We start from the raw sequence: 24013 nt of genomic DNA on the forward strand, positions 1-24013 counted from the left end.
CGTCAGGTGGCCAGGATCAGGAAAACGGTCGGCCGCTTGGCTAGTTCTGGCGCGGAAACCTTCTTCCATTCGGCGACCGGGCGGGTGTGGATCCACTCACTGTCGAGCGTCAGGTCGCGAGCGACGCATAGGCGGGTATCGGCCTTGCAGACGCTACGCAGGGCTTCGAACATCCGCTCGTTGCGATACGGGGTCTCGATGAACAGCTGAGTGCGGGAAAAGCGTGCCGATTCGGCCTCCAGTTCGCGGATGCGTCGGTTGCGGGCTTCTTCGTCCACTGGCAGGTAGCCGTGGAAGGCGAAGCTCTGGCCGTTGAGCCCGGAGCCCATCAGAGCCAGCAGCAGGGAGGATGGGCCGACCAGCGGCGCGACGCGGATGCCCAGTTCGTGCGCACGGCGGACCAGCAGGGCGCCTGGGTCGGCAACCGCAGGGCAGCCGGCTTCGGACATCAGGCCGGCATCGCTGCCAGCGAGTAGCGGGGCGAGCAGGGCGTCCAGGTCGGTGGCGGAGGGTTTTTCCGGCAATTCGCGGATGTCGAGATCGCGCAGCGGTTGCGGGTGCTCGAGGCGCTTCAGTTCCGCGCGGGCCGTCTTGGCGTTTTCGACGACGAAATAGCTCAGGCTGCGCGCACGGGTGGCGACGTCGGTCGGGGTGGTCAGCCCGGTGGGTGCTGGGCCGAGGCTGACCGGAATCAGGTAGAGGATGCCGCTGCTCATGATTCAGGGAAGTGCAATGCCTTCGTTGCGCAGCATGCGGGCCAGTGCGATCAGCGGAAGGCCGACTAGGGCGTTGGGGTCGTCGCCACTGAGGGCATCGAGGAGCGCGATACCGAGCCCTTCCGATTTGGCGCTGCCTGCGCAGTCGAGGGGGCGCTCCTTGTTTACATAGCGCACGATCTCATCGTCGCTCAGTTGGCGGAAGCGGACCTCGGTCGGTACGGCATCCACTTGCACGTGACCGCTGCGCGTATTGAGGAGGGCAAGGGCGGTGTGGAAGACTACCGTGCGGCCACTCATCGACTTGAGCTGGGCAATCGCCCGCTCAATGGAGCCGGGCTTGCCGAAGCGGGCCTCGCCCATATAAGCGACCTGGTCGCTGCCGATTATCAGCGCGTCCGGAAACTCCGCAGCGACTGCGCGGGCCTTTTCTACAGCAAGCCGTTCGGCTGTGGCTTGCGGAGCTTCGCCGGGGAGCGGGGTTTCGTCGATGTCCGGGCGGGCAACGTCGAAGGGCAGGTCGAAGCGCTGCAGGAGTTCGCGGCGGTAGGCCGAGGTGGATGCGAGAACGAGTTTCATCGTAACTGAAGGCCTGCCGCAGGCGGGCTAGGCGCGATCGAGCAGGGTTTTGACACGGGGAGCCGAAAATAATATCATGCCCCGCTTATGTCGCAAGAAAGCTTCGTGATCGACCTGCGGGCGCTGGCCAGAGACGGGCGTAGCGTGCAAAGAACGGTACCGGTAAAGAGTCTTGGTCGTTTGATCGATTCGCTGCTGGAGCCGGTCGGCACTGTTACGTTCGAGTTTCAAGGTGAGTGTGACGACGAAGGCAAGCTCTACGTCGACCTGCGGGTCCAGGGTGACCTGGTGTTGCAGTGTCAGCGCTGTCTTGAGGCTTTGGTGTGGCCCTGCAGTGTGCGGAATCGTCTTCTGCTGCTTCGTGCCGGTGAGGAATTGCCGGAGGATGAGCTGGAGAACGACGAGGTTGACGCCCTTGAGGTGGAGCCTCAGACCGACCTGCTGGCCTTGGTGGAAGATGAGGTGCTCCTCGCCTTGCCCTTGGTGCCGCGCCACGAAAATTGCGAACCGCCGGTGAAAGCCGACGGCAATGAAGAAATTTCGCCCTTCGCCGTTCTGCGCCAGTTGCGCGGCAAGGTTTAAGTATTCCTCAAGGAGTGTTTCATGGCTGTTCAACAGAACAAAAAGTCCCCGTCCAAGCGCGGTATGCATCGTTCCCACGATTTCCTGGTTGCCCCTCCGCTGGCGGTCGAGCCGACCACCGGCGAAGTGCACCTGCGTCACCATGTGTCGCCGTCCGGCGTCTACCGTGGCAAGAAGGTTGCCAAGGCCAAGGGCGAGTAATTTCCCTGGTCCGCGAGCGGCGCGACGCCTCTGGGCGCTCGCGCCGTTTTCATACATGCTTCTCTCTGTTTGCGCCGAATGACTGTCACCCTGGCTATTGACTGCATGGGGGGCGATCACGGCCCCTCGGTGACCGTGCCGGCTTCCCTGCATTTTCTGCGGGAAGATCGCGACACCCGGGTCATCCTGGTTGGGCGCCCGGAGGCCATCGAGCCCCATCTCGGGACGGCCCTGGCCGAGTTCGGAGAGCGTCTGCGCATCCATCGCGCCACCGAGGTGGTTGGTATGGATGAGTCGCCTGCGCTTGCCATGCGCAATAAGAAGGATTCGTCGATGCGCGTCGCGGTGAACCTCGTCAAGGACGGGGAAGCCCAGGCGGCGGTGTCTGCCGGCAATACCGGCGCACTGATGGCGATTTCCCGTTTTGTCCTGAAAACCCTTCCCGGAATCGACCGTCCTGCGATCTGCAGTACGCTGCCGACGCTGCGCGGGCAGACCCATGTGCTTGATCTGGGCGCCAATGTGGACTGTTCGCCTGAGCATTTGCTGCAGTTCGGCATCATGGGGGCGATGCTGGTGGCGGCCGTCGAGCACAACGAGCGGCCAAGTGTCGGCTTGTTGAACATCGGCGAAGAAGAAATAAAGGGCAACGAGGTCGTCAAGCAGGCTGCCGAATTGCTTCGAGAAAGCGGGCTTAACTTCTACGGCAACGTGGAAGGCAATGACATCTACAAAGGCACTGTGGATGTGGTCGTCTGCGATGGTTTCGTCGGCAACGTGGCGCTGAAGACTTCCGAGGGGCTGGCCCAGATGATGGCCACCTTCCTGCGAGAGCAGTTTTCGCGTAACTGGTTGACTAAACTGGCGGCCATCTTTGCGATGTCGGCCCTTAAGGGGTTCAAGCGCAAGCTCGATCCCCGGCGCTACAACGGTGCCGCTTTGCTGGGCTTGCGTGGCGTGGTCGTCAAGAGTCACGGCGCTGCCGATGGATTTGCCTTTGAGCAGGCGGTTCGGCGGGCAGCCGAGGCTGCCCGCAATCGCCTCATCGAACGTATCAGCGAACGAATGGAACGTGAAAGGTCCGCTGCATGATTTATGCACGAGTGGCTGGCACCGGGAGTTTTCTGCCCGGCAACCCTGTTACCAACGACGATCTGGTGGCCAGTGGCATCGATACGTCGGACGAGTGGATTGCCGAGCGTACGGGCATCCGCGCACGCCATCTGGCCGAGCCGGATGTTACAGCCAGTCAGCTGGCGTACGAGGCCAGTATTCGTGCGATCGAGGCGGCGGGCTGTCAGCCGGCCGATATCGATCTGATCATCGTCGCGACCTCGACGCCTGATTACATTTTTCCGAGTACTGCTGCGCTACTGCAGGCCCGTCTCGGCATTGCCAACGGCGGGGCGGCTTTCGACCTGCAGGCTGTGTGTACGGGCTTCACCTATGCGCTGGCCACCGCTGAGAAATTCATCCGTTCGGGCAGCAACAAGCGCGCGCTGGTTGTTGGGGCCGAGGTCTTCTCGCGCATCCTCGACTGGAACGATCGCGGCACCTGCGTGCTGTTCGGCGATGGCGCAGGCGCGGTCGTGCTCGAAGCCTCTGACAAGCCAGGCATCCTGGCTACTGCGCTACATGCAGACGGCAGCCACAACCCCATCCTGTGCGTGCCTGGGCAGGTCAATCGCGGCAGCGTGACTGGTGATCCTTTCCTGCGCATGGATGGTCAGGCGGTCTTCAAGTTTGCGGTCAAGGTGCTGAGCGAAGTTGCGCGTGAAGTTACCGAGCAAGCCGGCATGCCGCTCGACGCGGTCGATTGGCTGATTCCCCATCAGGCCAACATCCGCATCATGCAGGCGACGGGTAAGCGCCTCGGCTTGCCGATGGAGAGGGTTATTGCGACGGTGGCGCAGCATGGCAACACGTCGGCGGCATCCATTCCGCTGGCGCTGGACCATGCTGTCCGTGACGGCCGTATCCAGCGCGGGCAGCGCCTGCTCCTTGAAGGGGTGGGCGGCGGCTTCACGTGGGGCGCCGTGCTGCTCGAGTTTTAAAGAACAAGCAACAAGAACCAGTCACCATACAGGGTAGGGATCATGAATTTTGCGTTTGTGTTTCCGGGGCAGGGCTCCCAGTCCGTGGGCATGATGAGTGCCTACGGTGAGTCCGCCGTGATTCGCCAGGCTTTTGCTGAGGCGTCCGACGCGCTCGGCGAGGATCTGTGGCAGATGGTGCTGGAAGGCCCGGCCGAAGTGCTGGCGCAGACCGTCAACACCCAGCCGCTGATGCTGACTGCCGGCGTGGCGGTGTATCGCGAATGGATCGCCCGAGGTGGTGCTGTCCCGGCCCTGGTCGCCGGCCACAGCCTTGGTGAATATTCTGCGTTGGTTGCGGCAGGTTCCCTAGAGCTGACCGAGGCGGTCCGGCTGGTGCGTCTGCGCGCCCAGGCCATGCAAGAGGCGGTTCCCCAGGGTGAAGGTGCGATGGCTGCGCTGCTCGGCCTGGAAGAGGATGCTGCCGTCGAGGCCTGTGCGGAAGCGGCCCAGGGTGAGGTGGTGTCCGCCGCTAATCTGAATTCTCCGGGGCAGATCGTTATCGCGGGTTCCAAGGCTGCTGTCGAGCGTGCCATTACCGTGGCCAAGGCTCGCGGTGCAAAGCGCGCCGTGCTGCTGCCGGTGAGCGCACCTTTCCACTGTGCGCTGATGAAGCCGGCGGCTGAGCGTCTCGCCGTGCGCCTGGCGGAAATCGAGCTGAAAGTGCCTTCCATTCCTGTGCTCAACAACGTGGACGTGGCCGTCGAGGATCAGCCCGAGCGCATCAAGGATGCACTGGTGCGTCAAGCCTATTCCCCGGTGCGCTGGATCGAGACGGTGCGCGAAATCGCCCGTCGCGGTTCGACGCATGTGTTCGAGTGCGGCCCCGGCAAGGTGCTGGCCGGCATGACCAAGCGTATTGAAGGTGGCCTGCAGGGCGGCGCGATCGCCGATGCGGCCAGCCTGGAAGAAGTTCTGAAGACGACGGGGGCGGTATGACTCAGGTTTTGCAGGGACAAGTCGCGCTGGTGACTGGCGCGTCCCGTGGTATTGGACGGGCCATTGCGCTTGAACTCGGGCGCATGGGCGCTACCGTCATCGGCACGGCCACGTCCGAAGCTGGTGCGGCGGACATTCAGGCCGGTCTCGAAGCGGCTGGTATCGCCGGTCGCGGCCTCGCGCTTGACGTGACCAATGCCGAGGCCTGTGAAGCGGCGTTGGGCGCCATCGAGAAGGACTTCGGTGCAGTGGCTGTGCTGGTCAATAACGCTGGTATTACCCGCGACAACTTGGCCATGCGTATGAAGGACGGCGAGTGGGATGCGGTGATCGACACCAATCTGAAGGCCGTCTTCCGCATGTCCAAGCTTGTCATGCGCGGCATGATGAAGGCGCGCACGGGCCGGATTATCAACATCACTTCGGTAGTCGGCAGTTCCGGCAACCCGGGGCAGGCCAACTATGCTGCCGCCAAGGCGGGCGTGGCTGGTATGACGCGGGCGCTGGCTCAGGAACTCGGTAGCCGCAACATCACGGTCAACTGCGTGGCGCCGGGCTTCATCGACACCGATATGACCAAGGAGTTGCCGGAGGCGCAGCGCGAAGCACTGCAGGGCAAGATCGCCCTGGGGCGCCTTGGCAAGCCTGAGGAGATCGCTTCGGTGGTAGGCTTCCTGGCCTCGCCGGCGGCATCCTACGTGACGGGAGCGACCCTGCACGTCAATGGCGGCATGTACATGGCCTGATCCTCGCCGCGCTGGCGGGGGGGCATGTTTTTGGTAGAATGCGAAGGTTTTTGAATTCACACCCGTAATCAGGGAAGGAGTAAACACATGGAAAATATCGAACAGCGCGTCAAGAAAATCGTTGCCGAACAACTCGGTGTTAACGAGTCCGAAATCAAGAACGAATCCTCCTTCGTGGACGATCTGGGCGCTGACTCCCTCGACACCGTCGAGCTGGTGATGGCTCTGGAAGAAGAGTTCGAGTGCGAGATCCCCGACGAAGAAGCCGAGAAGATCACCAGCGTTCAGCAAGCGATCGACTACGTCACCGCCCACCTGAAGAAGTAAGTTTCCGGAGCCTGCCTTGACCCGTCGCAGAGTCGTCGTCACCGGCCTTGGCGTTATTTCGCCGGTCGGCAATACCGTGTCTGAAGCCTGGGAGGCCATCCTGAATGGCCGTTCCGGCATCGGTGAGATCACCCGTTTCGATACCACGAACTTCTCGGCAAAAATCGCCGGTGAAGTGAAGGGCTTCGACATCGGTGCCTATCTTTCGCCGAAGGAAGCGCGTCGTATGGATGGTTTCATCCACTACGGCCTTGCCGCGGGCATCCAGGCTTTCCGTGATTCGGGCATCGAGGTGACCGAAGAGAACGCCGACCGAATCGGTGTCAACATCGGTTCGGGCATCGGCGGTTTGCCGATGATCGAGGATACGCACAACGACTTCCTCGCCGGCGGTCCCCGCAAGATTTCGCCGTTCTTCATTCCCGGCACGATCATCAACATGATCTCGGGCAACCTGTCGATCATGTTTGGTCTGAAGGGGCCGAACATTGCTGTCGTCACGGCCTGTACCACCGGCCTGCACGCGATCGGCACCAGTGCCCGGATGATCGAATACGGCGACGCCGACGTGATGGTGTGTGGTGGTGCCGAGTCCACCGTGACGCCGCTGGCGGTTGGTGGTTTTGCTTCCGCCAAGGCCTTGTCCACTCGCAATGACGACCCCGCTACGGCGAGCCGTCCTTGGGACAAGGATCGCGACGGCTTCGTGCTGGGCGAGGGCGCTGGTGTGCTGGTTCTCGAAGAGTACGAGCATGCGGTCAAGCGTGGTGCTCGCATCTACGCCGAGTTGGCCGGTTTCGGCATGAGCGGCGATGCTTACCACATGACTGCGCCGGACACCGACGGTCCCCGTCGTAGCATGGTCAATGCGCTGAAGAACGCCGGCGTGAACCCGGATGAAGTGCAGTACCTCAACGCGCACGGCACTTCCACGCCGCTGGGTGACAAGAACGAAACCGAAGCCATCAAGCTGGCTTTCGGTGCCGATGTCGCCAAGGGGTTGGTGGTGAACTCCACCAAGTCGATGACTGGCCACTTGCTTGGCGGTGCCGGCGGTCTCGAGTCGGTACTGACGACCCTGGCTGTCTATCACCAGGTCTCGCCGCCGACGATCAACATCTTCGAGCAGGATCCGGAGTGCGATCTGGATTATTGCGCGAACGTTGCCCGCCCGATGAAGATCGACGTGGCGATGAAGAACAACTTCGGATTCGGGGGTACCAACGGTACCCTGGTGTTCCGCAAGATCTGACCGAATGGGCGCACGGAAGTCCGCGCGTCCATGACTGTCATTGAACTCAGGCCGTCGCGGCTGCTCGCCATGCTCCTTGTGGCGCTGCATCTTGCGGCGGCTTTTTCGTTTCTGCTCGGGTTTGGCGCAGGGGCTTTCAGCGCCGCGGGCTTGCTGATGCTGGTCGGCTCGGCGTGGCATTGCTGGCGCCGTTCTCGTCAGCAGTTCTGTCGCCTGGGCTTGCAGGCGGATGGCAAAGTGCTCGTCGATCCGGGTGGGGCGGCTGAGCGTAGGCTCTTGCCGCTGCCGTCTAGTGTTGTGAGTTATCCGGCGGTCTGGTTGGTTTGGCGGATGGACGGCGAGGCGGAGACGGGGGTGTTGTTGCTAATGCGCGACCAGCTCGCGCCACATGCCTGGAGGGAACTGCAGGTGTGGCTGCGTCTGCGGGCCCGGATGCGTCTGGGGGGCCCGCAGGGATCGCCTTAGTCTCTCGGTAGCGGTGCGCGCACGAAGCTTCGTTTACGCGGTGGACGAAGAATTGTGTCGCGGGCCTTCGGTAGCGTCCCGGGATAGTCGCGGCTGAAGTGCAGGCCACGGCTTTCCTTGCGCTTGAGGGCGCTGCGAACGATCAACTCGGCGGTGACCACCAGGTTACGCAACTCGATCAGGTCGTTTGAGACGCGGAAATTGCTGTAGTACTCGTCAATTTCCCTAGCCAGCAGGCGGATGCGGTGCTGGGCGCGCTCGAGGCGCTTGTTGGTGCGTACGATGCCTACGTAGTCCCACATGAAGCGACGAAGTTCGTCCCAGTTGTGGGAGATCACGATCGTCTCGTCGGCGTCGGTCACGCGGCTCTCGTCCCACTGGGGCAAGTTGTCGGGCAGCGGGCGTGGATTCGCGAGAATGTCGGCGGCGGCGGATTCGCTGAAGACCAGGCATTCGAGCAGCGAGTTGCTGGCCAGACGATTGGCGCCGTGCAGGCCCGTGCAGGCACTCTCGCCGATCGCATAGAGCCCCTTTACGTCGGTGCGGGCATGCAGATCTGTGACGATGCCGCCGCACGAGTAATGCGCCGCCGGCACGACCGGGATTGGTTGGCGGGTGATGTCGATGCCCAGTTCCAGGCAGCGGGCCATAATGTTCGGAAAGTGGCTCTGCAGGAACTCGGCCGGTTTGTGACTGATGTCGAGGAAGACGCAGTCCAGGCCGTGCTTCTTCATCTCGAAGTCGATGGCGCGCGCGACGACGTCCCGTGGGGCGAGTTCCAGGCGCGGGTCGTGGTCCTGCATGAAGCGGCTGCCATCCGGGCGGCGCAGCACGCCGCCCTCGCCGCGCACGGCTTCGGAGATCAGGAAGGATTTAGCCTGCGGGTGATAGAGACAGGTCGGATGGAACTGGATGAATTCCATGTTGGCGACGCGGCAGCCCGCGCGCCAGGCCATCGCTACGCCGTCGCCGGTGGCGGTGTCGGGGTTGGTCGTATACAGATAGACCTTGCCGGTGCCGCCGGTGGCGAGCACCGTGTGACGGGCGGCAATGGTGCGCATCTCGTCCTTCGCAATATCGAGCACATATGCACCGAGGCAGCCTTCGTTCGTGCGTCCGACCTTGGTGCCGGTAATCAGGTCGATGGCGATGTGCTGTTCGAGGATCGTGATGTTCGGGTGGCGACGGACCTGTTCGGTCAGGGTGGCCTGCACCGCTGCGCCGGTCGCGTCGGCGGCATGGATGATGCGCCGATGGCTGTGGCCGCCTTCGCGGGTCAGGTGGTAGCCGACTGACGAGTCGGGGTCGGCGGTGAAGGGGACGCCATGATCGATCAGCCAGCGGATTGCACGGGGGCCGTTCTCGACGACGAAGCGCGTAGCGCTGTCGGAGCACAGGCCTGCACCGGCAGTGTGGGTGTCGGACACATGGGCTTCGGTGTCGTCGGTGGGATCAAGAACTGCGGCAATGCCGCCCTGGGCCCAGGCGCTGGCGCTGTCTTCGAGGGAGCGTTTGGTAACGAGGGCGATCTTGAGTTTGTCTGCCAGGCGCAGGGCCAGGGATTGTCCGGCCAGGCCACTGCCCAGGATGAGCACGTCAAATGCGGTCACTTCGGGGGGATTGCCGCAGGGGGCTGTTTTGCGAAGGGCCGACTATAGCACGTGCAGTTCGTCGCAAAACAACCCTGGGGACGACTGAACTATACGGACGCGGCAGGGTCTAGGAGGTACTTTGGCCAGGTTTTGGCGGCTCTCGGGATATACTTCCAGGCCGGTGACCCTCCGGGTCACGACTACGAAGATATTTGTTTCCCGACCATGAGCGATCGCGAAATTGACCAGCAGCTGGTCGAGCGTGTGCAGCGTGGCGACAAGCAGGCCTTTGGGCTGCTTGTTTCCAAGTATCAGCGCAAGCTCGCCCGCCTGTTGTCGAGATTGATCCGAGATCCAGCCGAAGTGGAGGATGTCGCCCAGGAGACGTTCATCAAGGCTTATCGTGCCTTGCCGTCGTTTCGGGGGGACAGCGCTTTTTACACCTGGCTTTATCGTATCGGGATCAACACTGCCAAGAATTTCCTCGTGTCGCAGGGGCGGCGCGCGCCCACGACGACCGACTTCGATTCCGAGGAAGCCGAGACTTTCGAGGAGGGGGATCAGCTTCGAGATATCAATACGCCGGAACGCCTCCTGATGACCAAACAGATTGGCGATACCGTCAATGTGGCGATGGAGGCTTTGCCCGAAGAATTGAGAACGGCGATAGTCCTGCGCGAGATCGAAGGTCTGAGTTACGAGGAGATCGCCACGATCATGGAGTGCCCGATCGGCACGGTCCGTTCGCGGATCTTCCGCGCGCGGGAAGCAATTTCTGAAAAGCTCAAGCCGTTGCTCGATACGGCTCCGAACAAAAGGTGGTAAGACGATGAAAGAAAAGGTTTCTGCCCTGCTCGACGGCGCGCTCGACGAGCACGCGACGGCGCGGATGTTCGATTCCCTGAAACGGGACGGTGCACTGCGTCGGGAGTGGGAGAACTATTGCCTGATCGGGGATTTGCTGCGGGATGAGCAGGTTCTGTCGTCGGACTTTACCCGTAATGTGATGCTGTGCCTGGATGACGAACCGACCGTATTGGCGCCACCCAAGCGAGAGATCGGTGGCGGCTGGGTCCGCCACGTCATGCCGATCGCCGCATCGGTGATGGGAGTGGCGGCGGTCGGCTGGGTCGCGATGGCGCTCAATGGGTCCGGTCCGGAGGCGTTGCAGATCGCCCGAACCAACAAGGCTCCGGTTGCCGCGGTGGCGCTGGACCAGACGCGGGCGCCGGCCAAGCTGGTGGCGAACAGCGATACCTCGGAGCGTGAATACCTGTTCGCCCATCAGGCCATGGCTCCGTCTGCGGCCATGCCGGGCGTGGCCCTGTACGTGCGTACCGTCTCGGACAGTCAGGTGGCCAACCAGCGATGAAGCATTTTTTCTGTTGCCTGGTGGCACTGGGGGCGTGGAGTGGCGCCGCCTTGGCCGACGTTCCGACAGATCCGCTCAGCTGGCTTGCACGAATTTCCAACGCGGCCCACAAGCTGAACTACACCGGCACCTTCACCTATCAGAGCGGCAAGAACGTCGAGACGTCGCGGATTGCCCACCTGGTGGATGGAAGCGGTGAATACGAGAAGCTGGAAGCCCTCGACGGTAGTCCGCGCGAAGTGGTGCGCAACAATGAGGAGGTGCAGTGCTTCCTGCCCGACCAGAAGCTTCTGATCGTCGATCAGTCTACGGCGCGTCGCAGCTTCCCGGCACGTTTGCCCCAGTCGCCGAGTGCCCTCGCCGAGCACTATCGCATCCGCAAGGGCGAGGTGGTCCGCATTGTCGGCATGGAGAGTCAGCAGATCATCCTTGAGCCCAAGGACGACATGCGCTTCGGTCACCAATTCTGGGCCGATGTGGGCTCTGGACTGTTGCTGCGGGCGCGTCTGGTCGGTGAGAAGGGGGAGAATATCGAACAGTTTGCCTTCACCGAAGTTCAGGTCGGTGCACCTTTCGACAAGGACAAGGTCAAGCCTCGCTTCGTGCGTTCGAGCGACTGGAAAGTGGTCAATGCCCGTGGCAGCGATGTGAAGGTCGAGGATACTGGCTGGGTCTTCAAGAACTCCATCCCCGGCTTCCGTCAGGTTGTGTCGGTGGCCCGCCAGGGGCGCAAGGAGCGTGGAGAGGCCTACCATGTGGTGTTTTCGGATGGCCTGGCAGCGATCTCGGTGTTCATTGAGCCTATGCCGGCCAAGAACACCCTCCAGAGCGGCATGAGCTCCTCCGGGGCATTCAATATTTTCCGTCGTACGGTGTCCGATCACCTCATAACGGTGCTGGGTGAAGTGCCGCAGCAGGCACTGGTGCGTATCGCCGATGGGGTGGAGATGCGGAAGCGCTGATGCGGGTTAATGGCGTCGTCCAGCGGCTGGATGCCGGCTATGCATGGGTGGATGTGTCGGTGGCCCAAGGGTGTGGGCGCTGTCATGAGCCCGGGGGGTGTGGCGGCGTCAATCTCGCACGTCCCCTTGCTCCGATCAGCCGGAGTGTAAGGGTGATTAACGACATCGAGGCGCGCGCCGGAGAGTCAGTCGGCGTCGTCATCGATGATCGCGTTCCGTTGCAGGCCGCCTTGTGTGCTTATGGTTGGCCGGTGCTGGGTGTCATCGCGGGTGCCGTTGCCGGTGCTGCGTTGGCCTGGGATGGGGGGCGTGATCTGCTGGCCGCCGGGGGGGCTTTGGCGGGCGGGCTGGTGGCTGCCATATGGGGGCGCAAGCGTAGTCGAGGGTTGCAGCAGGAGTTGCCCATGCGTCTGGTGCGCGGGGCTGAGGAAGGTGCTGGAGTGTGCGGGCAATGAAGGGTGTGATTCGGTATTGCCGGGCTTTGCTGGTGGCAGGCTGCCTGTTGTCTGGGGGCGTGTCGGGCCATGTGCTGGCCAGGGAACTGCCGGATTTCGCCGAGCTGGCCGAGCGCCAGGGTATGGCGGTCGTTAACATCAGCACCACCCAGGCGGTACGCCAAGGCAAGGGGCCGGTGCCGAACATCGATGATGACGATCCGATGTTCGACTTCTTCCGGCGTTTCATACCCCGCCACCCGGGGGCTCCGAGAATCGAGCCGGACAACCGCTCCCTCGGGTCTGGCTTCATCGTATCCGTGGACGGCTATGTGTTGACCAATGCCCATGTCGTCGAGGGTGCCGACGAAATTATCGTCAAGCTTACCGATAAGCGTGAGTTCCGGGCCCGCCTAATGGGCGCCGACCCGCGCAGCGACGTCGCTCTGCTTAAGATCGAGGCCAGCGGCCTGCCCAAGGTGACCCTCGGTGACCCCGCCAGACTGAGGGTCGGGGACTGGGTCGTGGCGATTGGATCTCCCTTCGGTTTCGAGAATTCGGTCACGGCCGGGATCGTCAGTGCCAAGGGGCGTTCGCTGCCGCAGGAGAACTTCGTTCCCTTTATCCAGACCGACGTAGCGATCAATCCGGGTAATTCGGGGGGGCCGCTGTTCAACATGAAGGGCGAAGTCGTCGGCATGAATTCCCAGATCTACAGCCGTACCGGGGGATTCATGGGCTTGTCCTTTGCAATCCCCATCGATGTGGCGATGGAGGTGCAGAGCCAGCTGCGCAGCAACGGCCGGGTTCAGCGCGGTCGCGTTGGCGTGGTGATCCAGGAAGTCTCCCGCGAGCTGGCGGACAGCTTCGGGCTCGCCAAGCCGGTGGGTGCGCTGGTGAGTTCCGTCGAAAAAGGCAGTCCGGCAGAGAAGGCGGGGATCGAGCAGGGCGACATCATCCTGCGCTTCGATACCCGGACGATAGGCGTTTCCGGTGATCTGCCGCGCGCTGTCGGCAGTACCCGGCCGGGTAGCAGGGTTCCTCTGCAGGTGTGGCGCAAGGGGGCGACCCGCGATCTGTCCGTGGTGGTGGCGGAGTTGCCCGACGACAAGGTACGCAAGGTGGTGGCCAAGGTTGCCAGGCCGGATAGCTCGCCGAACCGGCTGGGCATCCTTGTCGTCGAGCCCAGCGCCGAGCAAAAGCGGGATGCGCGCTTCGGTGGCGGCGGGGTGATCGTTGACGTGCTGCGTAGCGCATCGGCGCGTGCCTCCGAGATCCAGTCCGGTGATGCGATCCTGGCGCTGGTGGTGAAGGGGGGGCGTACCGACATCCGCTCCGTGGATCATTTCAACAAGGTCGTCGCGACCCTGGAGCCCGGGCAGACCGTGACCCTGCTGGTCCTGCGCGGTGAATTCCAGACCTTCGTGCCGGTACGAACGATTGAGCGCTGAATACAAGCTGACTGTCTTGAGCCGGGAGTGGTGCCACTTGTGCCACGACCTGCTGGATGCGCTGCAGCCCTTGCAGCAGGAACTGGGTTTCGTCATCGAGGTGATAGACGTGGACGCCTTTCCGGAACTGGAGGAAATCTGGAGCGAAAAAGTGCCGGTGGTACTCGCGGGTGATGTAGAGCTGTGCCATTACTTCCTCGATGAAGCGGCGGTCCGTGCTCATTTCCGGCGTATCGGTTAGAATCCAAGTCTTTGCCAGGCAAACAAAATTTATTCAGGGTGCCCACCGGCACCCTTTTTCATGGCCGACATGCAACACATCAGAAACTTTTCGATCATTGCCCATATCGACCACGGCAAGTCCACGCTGGCCGACCGGATCATCCAGCTTTGTGGTGGCCTCTCCTCGCGGGAGATGGAAGCCCAGGTCCTCGACTCGATGGACATCGAGCGCGAGCGCGGCATCACCATCAAGGCCCAGACCGCGGCGCTCAACTACCGCGCCCGCGATGGCCAGATCTACAACCTGAACCTCATCGACACCCCGGGACACGTGGACTTCTCCTACGAGGTGTCCCGCTCCCTGGCAGCCTGCGAAGGCGGCCTGCTGGTCGTTGATGCCTCTCAGGGCGTTGAGGCGCAGACCGTTGCCAACTGCTACACGGCGCTCGACCAGGGCGTCGAGGTGGTGCCGGTCCTTAACAAGATGGACCTGCCCCAGGCGAATCCGGAAGGTGCGAAGCAGGAGATCGAGGACGTCATCGGCATTGACGCGACCGATGCGATCCCGTGCTCGGCCAAGACCGGCATGGGCGTCGAGGACATCCTCGAAGCCGTCATCGCCCGTATTCCGCCGCCGAAAGGCGATCCCGATGCACCGCTGAAGGCCCTCATCATCGACTCGTGGTTCGACAACTACGTGGGTGTGGTGATGCTGGTGCGGGTGGTGGATGGCACTCTTCGCCCGAAGGACAAGATCCTGTTCATGTCCAACGGCGCCCAGCACCTGTGCGAGCAGGTTGGCGTATTCACGCCCAAGTCCCTGCCGCGGGAGAGCCTGTCTGCCGGTCAGGTGGGCTTCATTATCGCCGGCATCAAGGAGCTCAAGTCGGCCAAGGTCGGCGACACGATCACTCTGGCCGGCCGCAAGGCCGCCGAGCCGCTGGCCGGCTTCAAGGAGATCAAGCCGCAGGTGTTCGCCGGCCTGTATCCGGTCGAGTCCAACGAATACGACCAGCTGCGCGAATCGCTGGAAAAGCTGCGCCTCAATGACGCGTCCCTGCAGTTCGAGCCGGAGGTGTCCCAGGCGCTGGGCTTCGGTTTCCGCTGCGGCTTCCTTGGCCTGCTGCACATGGAGATCGTGCAGGAGCGTCTGGAGCGCGAGTTCGACATGAACCTCATCACCACGGCACCGACCGTGGTGTACGAAGTGTTGATGAAGGACGGCACCGTCGAGCAGATTTCCAACCCGTCGAAGCTGCCGGACCTGTCGAAGGTCGACGAGGTGCGCGAGCCGATCATCAAGGCCGTCATTTTCCTGCCTCAGGAATACGTCGGTCCGGTGATCACGCTGTGCAACCAGAAGCGCGGCGCGCAGGTGGACATGCTGTACCACGGCCGCCAGGTGCAGCTGATCTACGATATGCCGATGAACGAAGTGGTGATGGACTTCTTCGACAAGCTGAAGTCCGTCTCCCGTGGCTACGCCTCGCTCGACTATGAGTTCAAGGAATACCGCGCGGCTGATCTGGTCAAGCTCGACGTGCTGGTGTCCAGCGAGAAGGTTGATGCGCTGTCGATCATCGTGCACCGGGCCAATTCCCAGTACCGTGGCCGCGAACTGGTCGCCAAGCTGCGTGAGCTGATTCCGCGCCAGATGTTCGACGTGGCCGTTCAGGCCGCCATCGGCTCCAACATCGTGGCCCGGGAAACCATCAAGGCCCTGCGCAAGAACGTGCTGGCCAAGTGCTATGGCGGCGACATCACGCGGAAGAAGAAGCTCCTCGAGAAGCAGAAGGAGGGCAAGAAGCGCATGAAGCAGGTCGGCAACGTGGAAATCCCGCAGGAGGCCTTCCTGGCCGTGCTGCGGGTCGATGAAGGTAAATAACCGGCTGTAGCCGGTTCAGGAGTGCAGGCGTGAATTTCGCGTTGATTCTGTTTGTTCTGTTGGTTGCCAGTGGTGTCCTGTGGGCCCTCGATCACTTCGTCGCCAGCAAGCGGCGCGCGGTCGGGGCCAAGTCGCCCTGGTGGGTGGAGTACGGGGCGAGCTTCTTCCCGGTAATCCTGGTGGTGTTCTGCCTGCGCTCCTTCGTCGTCGAGCCGTTCAAGATCCCGTCCGGCTCGATGATCCCGACCTTGCTGGTCGGCGATTTCATCCTGGTGAACAAATGGACCTACGGCATCCGCCTGCCGGTCATCAACAAGAAGGTGATCGCCGTCAATGAGCCGAAGCGTGGTGACGTGATGGTCTTCCGTTTCCCGGGGGATCCGTCGCTGGACTACATCAAGCGGGTCGTCGGTCTGCCGGGTGACAAGGTGGAGTATCTCGACAAGAAGCTGACCATCAACGGCAAGGCGATGCCGCAGCAGCCTGCGGGCGACTACCTGCACGCAGATCGTCTGTACTACTCGCCGCGCTTCATCGAGAAGCTCGGCGAGGTGGAGCACAACATCATCGTCGAGAACGAGGCGCCGGCTTTTGTTTCCCAGATCACCCAGTATCCGTTCCGCGAGAACTGCACCTATACTAGCCGCGGCGTGTCCTGCACGGTACCTGCCGGTCATTACTTCATGATGGGCGACAACCGGGACGGCAGTTTCGACAGCCGAGGCTGGGGCTTCGTGCCGGAGGCGAACATCGTCGGCAAGGCCTTCTTCATCTGGTTCAACTTCAGCGACCTCAAACGTATCGGTAGCTTCCATTGATCATGACGCGAAAGAGACAGTCGGGCCTGAGCCTGATCGGTGTGCTTCTTGTCGGCGCCCTGTTGGGCGCCTGTTTGCTGGTGGCCTTCAAGATGGTGCCGGTGGTGAGCGAGTACTTCGGTATCAAGCGCGCCATCTCCGCAGTGGCGGCCGGGGCTGACCCGATGACCGCAACGGTGACCCAGCTGCGCAGCGATTTCTCCAGGCGCGCCATCGTCGACGAGATATCCAGCATTTCTGCCGCTGACCTCGACATCACCAAGGAGAATGGCCACATCGTGATTTCCGTGGAGTACTCCCGCAAGGTCCCGCTGGTTTCCAACGTCAGCCTGCTCGTCGATTTTTCCGCCCGTTCGGCCAGCAAGTAACCCGTCATGAAGCTGGATGCATTGCAGCGGGCCATCGGCCATCGCTTTTCCCGGATAGAACTGCTGGAGCAGGCGCTGACCCACCGCAGCTTCGGTTCGCCCCATAACGAGCGTCTGGAGTTCCTCGGCGACAGCGTCCTCAACTGCGTCACCGCAGTGGCACTGTTCGGCCGTTTCAGCGAACTGCGTGAAGGCGACATGTCGCGTCTGCGCGCCAACCTGGTCCGCCAGGAAACCCTGCACCGCCTGGCCGATGGGTTGAAACTCGGCGACTACCTGCGCCTCGGTGAAGGTGAGCTGAAGAGTGGCGGGCATCGTCGTCCGTCCATCCTCGCCGACGCGCTCGAGGCGATCTTTGCGGCCGTCTTCCTGGACGCGGGTTTCGAGACCGCTAAAGCCGTCATCGACCGCCTCTACGAAGCGTCGATCGCAGGCCTCGATCCGGCCCGTGCGCTGAAGGATCCGAAGACCGCGCTGCAGGAGTGGCTGCAGGGCAAGCGCATGCCGCTGCCGCGCTATTCCCTTGCTGACACCCGTGGCGAAGCCCATCAACAGGAATTCGAGGTCGAGTGCGAAGTCGCCGGCCTTGGCCTCAAGACCCGCGGCATCGGCGTGAGTCGCCGCGCTGCCGAACAGCAGTCCGCCCAGCGGGCGCTGGAACTTCTTCCCAAGTAATGACCGATATCCAATCTCCTGCCGAGTCCGCGTTTCGGACCGGTTTCGTGGCCATCGTCGGACGTCCCAACGTCGGCAAGTCCACGCTGCTCAACCGCCTGATCGGCCAGAAGATCAGCATCGTCTCGCGCAAGGCGCAGACGACCCGCCACCGGGTCACCGGTGTGCTGACCGAGGGCAGCTCACAGTTCATTTTCGTCGATACGCCGGGTTTCCAGACCCGCCACAAGAATGCCCTCAACCGGGCCATGAACCGCACCGTTACCCAGGTGCTGTCCGACGTGGACCTGGTGCTGTTCGTTATCGAGAGCGGCCGTTACGGGCCCGAGGACGAGCAGGTCGTCAAGCTGCTGCCGGAAGGCGCCAAGGTGATCCTGGTCGTCAACAAAGTGGACATGCTGGAGGACAAGGCGCGCCTGCTGCCTTTCCTGCAGAAGGTGAGTGCCATTTATCCGTTTGCCGAGATCGTGCCGGTCAGCGCCGAGAAGGGCCGCAACACCGACGAGCTGCTGAAGGCGGCGGCGCCCTATCTGCCGGAAGGCGAGCCGATTTTCGACGCGGACGACATCACCGACCGCAGCGAGCGTTTCCTGGCCGCCGAATTCCTGCGCGAGAAGCTGTTCCGCCAGCTCGGCGAGGAGCTGCCCTACGGCATCGCGGTGGAGATCGAGAAGTTCGAAGCCGAGCCCGGCCTGCGCCGCATCCACGCGGCGGTGATCGTCGACAAGGCGCCCCACAAGGCGATGGTGATCGGCAAGGGCGGCGAGCGCCTCAAGCGCATCGCCACCGAAGCCCGCGTCGAAATGGAAAAGCTCTTCGACTCCAAGGTCTTCCTGGAAGTGTGGGTCAAGGTGAAGAGCGGCTGGGCCGACGACGAACGGGCTCTGAAGAGCCTCGGCTACGAATAAGCCGCTTTCCCCGTGAGCGCCAGGCCGCGCGTCGACCAGCAGCCGGGTTTCGTGCTGCACAGCTATCCGTACCGGGAGACCAGCCTGGTCGTCGAGGTGTTCAGCCGCGACTACGGCCGTGTCGGCCTCGTTGCCAAGGGCGCGCGGCGCCCGATGTCCCAGTTGCGTGGGGTGCTGATGGCCTTCCAGCCGCTGTTGATCGACTGGAGCGGTGGCGGGGAGATGAAGACCCTGGTGCGCGCCGAGTGGCAGGGGGGCCAGCCCTTGTTGGGTGGCCAGGCTCTGCTGTGCGCCTACTACGCCAACGAACTGCTGATGCGCCTGCTGCCGCGGGAGGACGCCCATCCGGCTCTCCACAAGGCCTATGGCGAGGCGTTGCGGGCGCTGGCCGCCAACGAATCCCAGGAAGTCGTGCTGCGCCGCTTCGAGCTGGCCCTGCTACAGGAGCTCGGCTATGGCCTCAGTCTGGACATGGAGCACGATGGAACCCCGGTCCGACCCGATGCTTTCTACACTTATATAATTGAACGCGGCTTGGTGCAGGTGGGTAACGAGGTTGCCGACGACGCCGTGACCGTCCGCGGGCGCACGCTGCTCGACATGATGCAGGGCAACTTCCGCGATCCGGAAACCCTCGCCCAGAGCAAATCCCTGATGCGCCGCCTGATCCAGTATTACCTCGGCGGGCAGGTGTTGCAGTCCCGCCGCGTCTTCACCGAACTTTTGGCCTTTCCCGGAGATCCGTCTTGATCGAACTCGGCGTCAATATCGACCACGTTGCCACCCTGCGCCAGGCGCGCCGCACCTGGGAGCCCGATCCCAGCTGGGCGGCCGTCGAGGCCCACCTGGGCGGTGCGGATGGCATCACCGTGCACCTGCGTGAAGACCGTCGCCACATTCAGGATGCCGACGTGCGCAAGCTGCGCGAACTCACGCAGATCAAGCTCAACCTGGAGATGGCCGCCACCGACGAGATGGTCGGCATCGCCTGTGACATCAAGCCGGAAATGGCGATGTTCGTACCGGAGGGGCGTCACGAGGTGACCACAGAAGGCGGTCTCGACATCGTCTCCCAGGAAGCCCGACTGAAGGACGCCGTCGCGCGCCTGGCCGACCAGGGCATCATCGTCAGCGTCTTCATCGATGCCGAGCCCGCCCAGGTGGAGGCTGCCGCGCGCATCGGCGCGCGGGTCTGCGAGATCCACACCGGGCCCTACGCCCACGCCTTCCATGCGGCAGGCCGGGACGCGGAAAGCCCCGCCGTACTGGCCGAGATCGCCAAGATCGCCGCAGCGGGGGAGGCGATCCGTGGCCTGGGCATGCGCTTCAACGCTGGCCATGCCCTCAACTACTACAACATCCAGCCGATTGCCCGCCTGCCGGGCATCCGCGAACTGCACATCGGCCACTCCATCGTCAGCCGCGCGGTGTTCACCGGCCTTCGTGAGGCAGTGCGGGAAATGAAGCGCCTTATGCGGGAAGCCGCGGAGCGCGGCGTACGGCCGTGATCCACGGCGTCGGCACCGACATTGTGCGGGTCGCCCGCATGGAGGAGGCCCTGTCGCGCCACGGCGAGCGTTTTGCCGCGCGCATCCTGGCCGAAGCCGAGCGGGAGGCCTTTACGCAGTCGCGTGCCCCGGCCCGCCTGCTGGCCAAGCGCTTTGCCGCCAAGGAGGCCTTCGGGAAGGCGCTTGGTACTGGTGTTGCTGTGCCGGCAACGCTGCATGCGCTGTGGGTCGGCCACGACGCGCTTGGCAAGCCGGTGTTCGAATACACCCCCGCACTGGCGGATTACCTGCGCGAGCGCGGGTTCGTCGCCCATCTGAGCCTTTCCGACGAAACCGATTACGTCGTCGCCTTTGCTGTCATCGAGAAACCATGAAGCCATCCCATGCCCAGCCCGGCCCGATCATGCTCGACGTGGTCGGGCACGAAGTCACCGCCGAGGAGCGGGAGATCCTGCAGCACCCGCTGGTCGGCGGGGTGATTCTGTTCGCCCGTAATTACGCCGAACCGGAGCAGCTGCGGGCGTTGACCGCCGCGATCCGTACGGTGCGCCCGGGGCTGGTGATCTCGGTGGACCACGAAGGCGGACGCGTGCAGCGTTTTCGCGACGGCTTCACGCGTCTGCCCGCGATGCGCCGCTTTGGTGCGCTGTGGGATAGCGATCCCGCAGCCGCCCGCGCCGCGGCACGCAAGGCCGGCCTGGTGCTGGCCGCCGAGTTGCGCGCCCATGACGTGGACCTGAGCTACGCGCCGGTCCTCGACCTGGATTACGGCGTCAGCACGGTGATCGGCGACCGGGCCTTCCACCGCCAGCCCGAGATCGCCACCGAACTCGCCCGTGCCGTCGTCGGCGGTCTGGCCGCAGCGGGCATGAAGGCGGTCGGCAAGCATTTCCCGGGGCATGGCGCGGTGGAGGCGGATTCCCATGTGGCGATCCCGGTGGACGAGCGCAGCTTCGACGCCGTTTGGGCCGAGGACGTGCAGCCCTTCCTGCAACTGGCCGGTGAGTTGGGCGGCGTGATGCCGGCCCACGTGATCTACCGCAACATCGATGCGCGTCCGGCCGGCTTTTCGCCTTTCTGGCTGCAGGACGTGCTGCGCCAGCGCGTCGGCTTCGGCGGCGTGATCTTCAGCGACGACCTGACGATGGAAGGCGCCAGCGTGGCCGGTGACATCGTCGCCCGCGCCGAAGCCGCCCATGGCGCCGGCTGCGACATGGTGCTGGTGTGCAACCGGCCCGAACTGGCAGTGCGTCTGCTCGACGCCTGGCGCCCGGCGGTTGACATCGATAGTGCCGCGCGCATCGCCGCGCTGCGCCCGCGGGCCGGCAGCGCTCCGGCGACGCCGGCCGAACTGGCCGACTGGACCGATTACCGGGCCGCCCGCGACGCCATCCTGGCGCTGGCCTGATCCGGACCCCTGCGATGAGCTTCGACGCCAAGGCCTTTCTGCGCACCCTGACCGAGGAGCCCGGGGTCTATCGGATGATCGGCGCCGACGAAGTGGTGCTCTACGTTGGCAAGGCCAAGAACCTCAAGCGGCGGGTGTCGTCCTATTTCCAGCGCACCCAGCTGAGCCCGCGCATCGCGATCATGGTGAGCCAGGTGCAGCGGGTGGACACCACAGCGACGCGCTCCGAGGCCGAGGCGTTGATCCTCGAGAACAACCTCATCAAGAGCCTCGGGCCGAAGTACAACATCCTGTTCCGGGACGACAAGTCCTATCCCTACATCGCGCTGTCCGGCGGAGATTTCCCGCAGATCTACTACCACCGGGGCGGCTTCACCAAGGGCGTGCGCTACTTCGGGCCGTTTCCCAACAGCTGGGCGGTGCGCGAGAGCCTGCACCTGATGCAGAAGATCTTCCGCCTGCGCACCTGCGAGGACACCACCTTCAGTAATCGCTCGCGGCCCTGCCTGCTGCACCAGATCCAGCGCTGCACCGGGCCCTGCGTCGGGTTGATCGACAAGGAGGCCTACGCGGCCGATGTGCAGACGGCCAGCCTGTTCCTCAACGGCCGCCATACCGAGGTGATCGACGACCTGTCGAAACGCATGCTGGAAGCCTCAGACGCCTTGGCCTTCGAGAAGGCGGCGATGTACCGCGACCAGATCCGCAACCTCCAGGCCGTGCTGCACAAGCAGTTCGTCGAGAGTGCCAAGGACGAGGATGTGGACGTGATCGCCGCGGTGGAGCGGGGCGGCATGGTGTGCGTCAACCTGGCGATGATCCGCGGTGGCCGTCACCTTGGTGACCGGCCGCTGTTCCCCAGCAACGCCCAGGGCTGCACGCCGTTGGATGCGCTGGTGGCCTTTGTCGAGCAGCACTATCTGGATCAGCCCTTGCCCGGCAAGATCCTCGTCAATCTTGAGCCGGCTACCGTCAAGGAGGCTCTCGAAGAGGTGGTCGAGGGCAAGGTCGCGGTAATGGCGGCGCGCTATGAGAACGAGCGGGCCTGGATGGGCATGGCCGAGAACAATGCCGGCCTCGCCTTGCTGGCACGGGAGCAGGAGTCCGCCCGCGGCGAGCAGCGCCTCGACGCCCTGCGCGACGCGCTGGGGCTAGCCGACACGCCGAACCGCATCGAGTGTTTCGACATCTCCCACACGATGGGCGAATCCACCGTGGCGTCCTGCGTGGTGTGGGACGGCAAGGCGATGAAAAAGTCCGAGTATCGCCGCTACAACATCAGCGGCATCACCCCCGGCGACGACTACGCGGCGATGCGCCAGGCCCTGACCCGGCGCTACGAGAAAGTGGCGGCCGGGGAGGGCGTGCAGCCGGACCTGATCCTCATCGACGGCGGCAAGGGCCAGATGGGCGTCGCCAAGGAAGTGCTGGCCGAACTGGGGCTGGAGGCCATCACGATGTTCGGCGTCGCCAAGGGGGAGAGCCGCAAGCCGGGGCTGGAAGAACTGGTTTTTCCGGACGGCCGCGAGCCCGTGCATCTGCGTCCGGATGCGCCGGCGCTGCACCTGATCCAGGAGATCCGCGACGAGGCCCACCGCTTCGCGATCACCGGCCACCGCGCCCGGCGGGCCAAGACCCGCAATACGTCGCGCCTGGAAGACATCGCCGGCGTCGGTCCGACCCGGCGGCGCAAGCTGCTGGCGGCCTTCGGCGGCATGGATGGCGTGCGCAACGCCACGGTGGAAGACCTCTGCCGTGTCGAGGGTATCAACCGGCACCTGGCAGAACAGATATACAATTCACTGCGATAGCCAGTGAACGCCGACATGCTCTTCAATATTCCCAATTCGCTTACCTGGGCACGCATTGCCCTGATCCCGTTTTTCGTCGGCATCTATTACCTTCCCGCAAGCGTGATGTCCCCGGAGGACAAGAACCTGGTCGCCACACTGACCTTCGTCGCTGCGGCGGTCACCGACTGGTTCGACGGCTACCTGGCGCGCAGCCTCGGGCAGACTTCGGCCTTCGGCGCCTTCCTCGATCCGGTGGCCGACAAGCTGATGGTGGCGGCGGCGCTGATCGTGCTGGTGCATCTCGGCCGGGTCGATTCACTGATCGCGCTGGTCATCATTGGGCGGGAGATCACCATCTCGGCGCTGCGCGAGTGGATGGCCAAGGTCGGGGCGGCCGGCAGCGTCGCGGTGGCCTTCGTCGGCAAGCTGAAGACGGCGGCACAGATGTCGGCGATTCCATTGCTGTTGTTCCAGGCGCCCATCCTCGGCTTCGACAGCATGGGGCTCGGCACGCTGCTAATCTACGTGGCTGCGGTGCTCACGCTGTGGTCTATGGGCTACTACATGCGCTGCGCGTGGCCGGAGTTGAGCAAGCGCAGCCGCTAAAAAGATTGCGGTTTAATTTGACAGACAAGAAATTTTGCCTATAATGGCGGTCTGTCACGCGGCAGTAGCTCAGTTGGTAGAGCGCAACCTTGCCAAGGTTGAGGTCGAGAG

The 24013-nt window shown here is 63.4% G+C and carries 29 protein-coding genes; 26 read left to right on the forward strand and 3 right to left on the reverse strand.

The window, feature by feature from the left end:
• Positions 1–2 precede the first annotated feature (2 nt).
• Together ACE3RX_RS14185 and ACE3RX_RS14190 are read right to left on the reverse strand one after the other, a co-directional pair.
• A complete protein-coding gene (locus tag ACE3RX_RS14185; RefSeq protein ID WP_374484899.1) occupies positions 3–716 on the reverse strand; it encodes an SAM-dependent methyltransferase in 714 nt (237 codons plus the stop codon).
• Positions 717–719: 3 nt separating this feature from the next.
• Positions 720–1295 (reverse strand): nucleoside triphosphate pyrophosphatase, encoded by a 576-nt coding sequence (locus tag ACE3RX_RS14190; protein ID WP_374484901.1) that lies wholly within the window; start codon positions 1293–1295, stop codon positions 720–722.
• A gap of 105 nt (positions 1296–1400) precedes the next feature.
• On the opposite strand from ACE3RX_RS14190, the gene ACE3RX_RS14195 reads away from it, so the two are divergent.
• The 9 genes from ACE3RX_RS14195 (at position 1401) to ACE3RX_RS14235 (ending at position 7900) form a co-directional block, all read left to right on the forward strand.
• Positions 1401–1877 (forward strand): DUF177 domain-containing protein, encoded by a 477-nt coding sequence (locus tag ACE3RX_RS14195; protein WP_374484903.1) that lies wholly within the window; start codon positions 1401–1403, stop codon positions 1875–1877.
• Between the two features lie 21 nt (positions 1878–1898).
• On the forward strand, positions 1899–2078 hold the full coding sequence (rpmF, locus tag ACE3RX_RS14200) for a 50S ribosomal protein L32 (protein ID WP_079435603.1): 180 nt from the start codon (positions 1899–1901) through the stop codon (positions 2076–2078).
• Positions 2079–2156: 78 nt separating this feature from the next.
• Positions 2157–3170, forward strand: a complete 1014-nt coding sequence (plsX, locus tag ACE3RX_RS14205) for a phosphate acyltransferase PlsX (RefSeq protein WP_374484905.1) — start codon at positions 2157–2159, stop codon at positions 3168–3170.
• Complete coding sequence (locus ACE3RX_RS14210) at positions 3167–4132, forward strand: beta-ketoacyl-ACP synthase III (RefSeq protein WP_374484907.1); 966 nt, start codon at positions 3167–3169, stop codon at positions 4130–4132. Before plsX ends, ACE3RX_RS14210 begins: the two co-directional genes overlap by 4 nt.
• A 42-nt stretch (positions 4133–4174) precedes the next feature.
• Complete coding sequence (gene fabD, locus ACE3RX_RS14215) at positions 4175–5110, forward strand: ACP S-malonyltransferase (protein WP_374484909.1); 936 nt, start codon at positions 4175–4177, stop codon at positions 5108–5110.
• A complete protein-coding gene (gene fabG / locus ACE3RX_RS14220) occupies positions 5107–5856 on the forward strand; it encodes a 3-oxoacyl-ACP reductase FabG (protein WP_374484913.1) in 750 nt (249 codons plus the stop codon). The genes fabD and fabG overlap by 4 nt, the downstream gene beginning before the upstream one ends.
• Positions 5857–5943: 87 nt before the next feature.
• Positions 5944–6183, forward strand: coding sequence for an acyl carrier protein (gene acpP / locus ACE3RX_RS14225; RefSeq protein ID WP_079435598.1), 240 nt, complete (start codon positions 5944–5946; stop codon positions 6181–6183).
• Between the two features lie 16 nt (positions 6184–6199).
• Entirely contained in the window at positions 6200–7435 is a 1236-nt protein-coding gene (fabF, locus tag ACE3RX_RS14230; protein ID WP_374484916.1) for a beta-ketoacyl-ACP synthase II, read from the forward strand.
• Positions 7436–7465: 30 nt separating this feature from the next.
• Complete coding sequence (locus ACE3RX_RS14235) at positions 7466–7900, forward strand: protein YgfX (protein ID WP_374484920.1); 435 nt, start codon at positions 7466–7468, stop codon at positions 7898–7900.
• On the opposite strand, the gene nadB is transcribed toward ACE3RX_RS14235, so the two are convergent.
• Positions 7897–9510, reverse strand: coding sequence for an L-aspartate oxidase (nadB, locus tag ACE3RX_RS14240; RefSeq protein ID WP_374484924.1), 1614 nt, complete (start codon positions 9508–9510; stop codon positions 7897–7899). The two genes, ACE3RX_RS14235 and nadB, sit on opposite strands and share 4 nt — an antisense overlap.
• Positions 9511–9717: 207 nt before the next feature.
• On the opposite strand from nadB, the gene rpoE reads away from it, so the two are divergent.
• The 17 genes from rpoE to pgsA all read left to right on the forward strand — a co-directional run bounded on the left by rpoE (position 9718) and on the right by pgsA (position 23902).
• Positions 9718–10317 carry an RNA polymerase sigma factor RpoE gene (rpoE, locus tag ACE3RX_RS14245; protein WP_079435684.1) on the forward strand — a complete coding sequence of 200 codons (600 nt, stop codon included), beginning with the start codon at positions 9718–9720 and terminating at the stop codon, positions 10315–10317.
• Positions 10318–10321: 4 nt separating this feature from the next.
• Positions 10322–10864 carry a sigma-E factor negative regulatory protein gene (locus ACE3RX_RS14250; protein WP_374484929.1) on the forward strand — a complete coding sequence of 181 codons (543 nt, stop codon included), beginning with the start codon at positions 10322–10324 and terminating at the stop codon, positions 10862–10864.
• A complete protein-coding gene (locus tag ACE3RX_RS14255) occupies positions 10861–11826 on the forward strand; it encodes a MucB/RseB C-terminal domain-containing protein (protein ID WP_374484931.1) in 966 nt (321 codons plus the stop codon). Before ACE3RX_RS14250 ends, ACE3RX_RS14255 begins: the two co-directional genes overlap by 4 nt.
• Complete coding sequence (locus tag ACE3RX_RS14260) at positions 11826–12281, forward strand: SoxR reducing system RseC family protein (protein ID WP_374484935.1); 456 nt, start codon at positions 11826–11828, stop codon at positions 12279–12281. Before ACE3RX_RS14255 ends, ACE3RX_RS14260 begins: the two co-directional genes overlap by 1 nt.
• Positions 12278–13711 (forward strand): DegQ family serine endoprotease, encoded by a 1434-nt coding sequence (locus ACE3RX_RS14265; RefSeq protein ID WP_374484939.1) that lies wholly within the window; start codon positions 12278–12280, stop codon positions 13709–13711. The genes ACE3RX_RS14260 and ACE3RX_RS14265 overlap by 4 nt, the downstream gene beginning before the upstream one ends.
• Positions 13701–13952 carry a glutaredoxin family protein gene (locus tag ACE3RX_RS14270; protein ID WP_374484943.1) on the forward strand — a complete coding sequence of 84 codons (252 nt, stop codon included), beginning with the start codon at positions 13701–13703 and terminating at the stop codon, positions 13950–13952. Before ACE3RX_RS14265 ends, ACE3RX_RS14270 begins: the two co-directional genes overlap by 11 nt.
• Before the next feature lie 69 nt (positions 13953–14021).
• Positions 14022–15818: a translation elongation factor 4 gene (gene lepA, locus ACE3RX_RS14275; RefSeq protein WP_374484956.1), complete on the forward strand. Its 1797-nt coding sequence runs from the start codon at positions 14022–14024 to the stop codon at positions 15816–15818.
• A 29-nt stretch (positions 15819–15847) separates the two neighbouring features.
• On the forward strand, positions 15848–16636 hold the full coding sequence (lepB, locus tag ACE3RX_RS14280; protein WP_374484958.1) for a signal peptidase I: 789 nt from the start codon (positions 15848–15850) through the stop codon (positions 16634–16636).
• Positions 16637–16638: 2 nt separating this feature from the next.
• Positions 16639–17004: a DUF4845 domain-containing protein gene (locus tag ACE3RX_RS14285; RefSeq protein ID WP_374484960.1), complete on the forward strand. Its 366-nt coding sequence runs from the start codon at positions 16639–16641 to the stop codon at positions 17002–17004.
• Positions 17005–17010: 6 nt separating this feature from the next.
• On the forward strand, positions 17011–17679 hold the full coding sequence (gene rnc, locus ACE3RX_RS14290; protein WP_374484962.1) for a ribonuclease III: 669 nt from the start codon (positions 17011–17013) through the stop codon (positions 17677–17679).
• Entirely contained in the window at positions 17679–18587 is a 909-nt protein-coding gene (gene era / locus ACE3RX_RS14295) for a GTPase Era (protein WP_374484964.1), read from the forward strand. The genes rnc and era overlap by 1 nt, the downstream gene beginning before the upstream one ends.
• Before the next feature lie 12 nt (positions 18588–18599).
• Positions 18600–19337 (forward strand): DNA repair protein RecO, encoded by a 738-nt coding sequence (recO, locus tag ACE3RX_RS14300; protein ID WP_374484966.1) that lies wholly within the window; start codon positions 18600–18602, stop codon positions 19335–19337.
• Positions 19334–20095, forward strand: a complete 762-nt coding sequence (locus ACE3RX_RS14305; protein WP_374484968.1) for a pyridoxine 5'-phosphate synthase — start codon at positions 19334–19336, stop codon at positions 20093–20095. Before recO ends, ACE3RX_RS14305 begins: the two co-directional genes overlap by 4 nt.
• Positions 20092–20469 (forward strand): holo-ACP synthase, encoded by a 378-nt coding sequence (gene acpS, locus ACE3RX_RS14310; RefSeq protein WP_374484970.1) that lies wholly within the window; start codon positions 20092–20094, stop codon positions 20467–20469. Before ACE3RX_RS14305 ends, acpS begins: the two co-directional genes overlap by 4 nt.
• On the forward strand, positions 20466–21503 hold the full coding sequence (gene nagZ, locus ACE3RX_RS14315; protein ID WP_374484972.1) for a beta-N-acetylhexosaminidase: 1038 nt from the start codon (positions 20466–20468) through the stop codon (positions 21501–21503). The genes acpS and nagZ overlap by 4 nt, the downstream gene beginning before the upstream one ends.
• A gap of 14 nt (positions 21504–21517) precedes the next feature.
• Entirely contained in the window at positions 21518–23314 is a 1797-nt protein-coding gene (uvrC, locus tag ACE3RX_RS14320; RefSeq protein WP_374484974.1) for an excinuclease ABC subunit UvrC, read from the forward strand.
• A 15-nt stretch (positions 23315–23329) separates the two neighbouring features.
• On the forward strand, positions 23330–23902 hold the full coding sequence (pgsA, locus tag ACE3RX_RS14325) for a CDP-diacylglycerol--glycerol-3-phosphate 3-phosphatidyltransferase (RefSeq protein ID WP_374484979.1): 573 nt from the start codon (positions 23330–23332) through the stop codon (positions 23900–23902).
• The last annotated feature ends 111 nt before the right edge of the window (positions 23903–24013 follow it).

The organism is Zoogloea sp. (assembly GCF_041914405.1).
Classification (GTDB): Bacteria; Pseudomonadota; Gammaproteobacteria; order Burkholderiales; family Rhodocyclaceae; genus Zoogloea.

Coding starts and splice junctions, on each gene's coding strand:
- ACE3RX_RS14185 (WP_374484899.1), bottom strand. CDS start 716: ATGAGCAGCGGCATCCTCTACCTGATTCCGGTCAGCCTCGGCCCAGCA.
- ACE3RX_RS14190 (WP_374484901.1), bottom strand. CDS start 1,295: ATGAAACTCGTTCTCGCATCCACCTCGGCCTACCGCCGCGAACTCCTG.
- rpmF (WP_079435603.1), top strand. CDS start 1,899: ATGGCTGTTCAACAGAACAAAAAGTCCCCGTCCAAGCGCGGTATGCAT.
- plsX (WP_374484905.1), top strand. CDS start 2,157: ATGACTGTCACCCTGGCTATTGACTGCATGGGGGGCGATCACGGCCCC.
- ACE3RX_RS14210 (WP_374484907.1), top strand. CDS start 3,167: ATGATTTATGCACGAGTGGCTGGCACCGGGAGTTTTCTGCCCGGCAAC.
- fabD (WP_374484909.1), top strand. CDS start 4,175: ATGAATTTTGCGTTTGTGTTTCCGGGGCAGGGCTCCCAGTCCGTGGGC.
- fabG (WP_374484913.1), top strand. CDS start 5,107: ATGACTCAGGTTTTGCAGGGACAAGTCGCGCTGGTGACTGGCGCGTCC.
- acpP (WP_079435598.1), top strand. CDS start 5,944: ATGGAAAATATCGAACAGCGCGTCAAGAAAATCGTTGCCGAACAACTC.
- ACE3RX_RS14235 (WP_374484920.1), top strand. CDS start 7,466: ATGACTGTCATTGAACTCAGGCCGTCGCGGCTGCTCGCCATGCTCCTT.
- rpoE (WP_079435684.1), top strand. CDS start 9,718: ATGAGCGATCGCGAAATTGACCAGCAGCTGGTCGAGCGTGTGCAGCGT.
- ACE3RX_RS14250 (WP_374484929.1), top strand. CDS start 10,322: ATGAAAGAAAAGGTTTCTGCCCTGCTCGACGGCGCGCTCGACGAGCAC.
- ACE3RX_RS14255 (WP_374484931.1), top strand. CDS start 10,861: ATGAAGCATTTTTTCTGTTGCCTGGTGGCACTGGGGGCGTGGAGTGGC.
- ACE3RX_RS14260 (WP_374484935.1), top strand. CDS start 11,826: ATGCGGGTTAATGGCGTCGTCCAGCGGCTGGATGCCGGCTATGCATGG.
- ACE3RX_RS14265 (WP_374484939.1), top strand. CDS start 12,278: ATGAAGGGTGTGATTCGGTATTGCCGGGCTTTGCTGGTGGCAGGCTGC.
- lepA (WP_374484956.1), top strand. CDS start 14,022: ATGCAACACATCAGAAACTTTTCGATCATTGCCCATATCGACCACGGC.
- ACE3RX_RS14285 (WP_374484960.1), top strand. CDS start 16,639: ATGACGCGAAAGAGACAGTCGGGCCTGAGCCTGATCGGTGTGCTTCTT.
- rnc (WP_374484962.1), top strand. CDS start 17,011: ATGAAGCTGGATGCATTGCAGCGGGCCATCGGCCATCGCTTTTCCCGG.
- era (WP_374484964.1), top strand. CDS start 17,679: ATGACCGATATCCAATCTCCTGCCGAGTCCGCGTTTCGGACCGGTTTC.
- nagZ (WP_374484972.1), top strand. CDS start 20,466: ATGAAGCCATCCCATGCCCAGCCCGGCCCGATCATGCTCGACGTGGTC.
- uvrC (WP_374484974.1), top strand. CDS start 21,518: ATGAGCTTCGACGCCAAGGCCTTTCTGCGCACCCTGACCGAGGAGCCC.
- pgsA (WP_374484979.1), top strand. CDS start 23,330: ATGCTCTTCAATATTCCCAATTCGCTTACCTGGGCACGCATTGCCCTG.